Origin of the sequence: Shewanella sp. 5_MG-2023, assembly GCF_030547465.1 — a bacterium.
In the GTDB taxonomy this organism is placed as follows: Bacteria; Pseudomonadota; Gammaproteobacteria; order Enterobacterales; family Shewanellaceae; genus Shewanella.
In genome coordinates this window covers 1-1,563 of the sequence record NZ_JAUORC010000075.1, presented here as the reverse complement: position 1 = coordinate 1,563, position 1,563 = coordinate 1, and the positions used below count along the sequence as shown (strand labels likewise).

3 protein-coding genes are annotated in these 1,563 nt (G+C 39.3%); 1 reads left to right on the top strand and 2 read right to left on the bottom strand.

The window, feature by feature from the left end:
- Positions 1 to 572: group II intron maturase-specific domain-containing protein (locus Q4557_RS19695; protein ID WP_303415022.1), on the top strand; the 572-nt coding region annotated here is incomplete at its 5' end.
- A gap of 102 nt (positions 573 to 674) precedes the next feature.
- Here the strand turns inward: Q4557_RS19695 and Q4557_RS19690 are convergent.
- Together Q4557_RS19690 and Q4557_RS19685 are read right to left on the bottom strand one after the other, a co-directional pair.
- On the bottom strand, positions 675 to 1,037 hold the full coding sequence (locus Q4557_RS19690) for a hypothetical protein (protein ID WP_102437056.1): 363 nt from the start codon (positions 1,035 to 1,037) through the stop codon (positions 675 to 677).
- Between the two features lie 119 nt (positions 1,038 to 1,156).
- Complete coding sequence (locus tag Q4557_RS19685) at positions 1,157 to 1,468, bottom strand: hypothetical protein (RefSeq protein WP_303415020.1); 312 nt, start codon at positions 1,466 to 1,468, stop codon at positions 1,157 to 1,159.
- Positions 1,469 to 1,563: the final 95 nt, after the last annotated feature.

The window sequence follows — 1,563 nt, the reverse complement described above, 5'->3', positions numbered from 1 at the left end:
AGTCTATTCGAGCGGGAGAACGAGTACTCAAGAGCATCACTCAATACCTTGCCACTAAGCTAAAACTGGTTGTTAATACACAGAAAAGCCAAGTGGTTAAGGTAAGTCAAAGCAAGTTCCTCGGGTTTACCTTTAACCGAGGAAAGATCCAGTGGCATGCTAAAACATTACACATTTTCAAACAAAAGATGAGGCGGCTGACGAACCGAAACTGGGGCGTGAGCATGGGTTATCAATTGTTTAAAGTGCGTCAATACATGCAAGGCTGGATCAACTATTTTGGCATCGCTAATGCTTATCAAGGGTGTGTCGACTTAGACCATTGGATCCGTCGTCGCGTACGTATGTGCTACTGGCGTCAGTGGCGAAAACCACGGACTAAGGTGCAAAACCTACTTAAACGTGGCGTCAAAATTCAAGTGGCCGTTGGTTGTGGTATCACAAGCAAAGGCCCATGGAGAAGTTCAAAAACACCAGGGATACAGCAAGCGCTGAGTAATGAGTATCTGAAGAAAGCAGGATTATATTCACTAAGAGATGGATGGATCGCAGTTCATTATTGTAATAAATAGGCTAACCAGAAAGTAAGTTAGGTGTTCTAAATGAACCGCCCTGTGCGGAGCCGCATGCAGGGTGGTGTGGGGGCTGGAGGCTAGATACCTCCGGCTACCCGATTATAACGATGATTTCATTGATTTATTTTTGATAAATGCAAGTTCAGAAGCTGTAACCCAACAAGCTACAATTAAACATAAATCGCCAAGTACAATTAAATTATCTAGATCCATTTTTATAGCAATAAACATTAAAATAACTGAGGGAATTAGACCAGCAAAGAATGAGCTCTTGAAAAATAAATTATGTGCAAAGTAGGCATACACACCACCAATTGCACCACCTACAACGGCTAGTAACAATAAAAATGCAAAGGCCATAAAAGATAGTTCTAAACCTTCAAAAGAATACCCAAGTAAAAAAAAGAAAATTGGTAATGTTAAAGCTGTTGTTACCAGCTTTGTAATATCATCTTTAGACAATTCTGACTCCTATCGTTATAACGCCTTACTAATGGGCGTAAAATACTTGGCTAAAATTAGCGACGAAGGAGCGCAAGCCAAGTGTTTTACGTCCTTTTGAGTAACTTGTTAGCAGTACATTACACTTGCTCAATGCTACTACCTTTAAACCATAAACAATCATTGTCTAAATCTATGAGGTTAGAAAGCTCATCGTATGGATCCAAGCTTAAATAGACCATTGAGTTCTTTGTAATGAGTTTACATTGACTAATGTAACTAGCTGAAAAATCTTCGTAAAGTGAATATTCTGTGAGTCTACAAATTTTAAATGAAGATATATCTCCATTATTTGAGACAAGCTTGATTTCAGCGAAATTATTTAATGTATCCCAATCATATCCAATGGTGATTTGGGAGAGCATTTTATCTCTGAAACTAGATGAATCCACGAAACTTTCCTTGTACTGCTAACGCCTGCCGCAGCCGCTGCAAAGACTGGTGGTTGTTTTGCTGGTTTTTAGCAAAACAAGTGACAGTTTTTGCA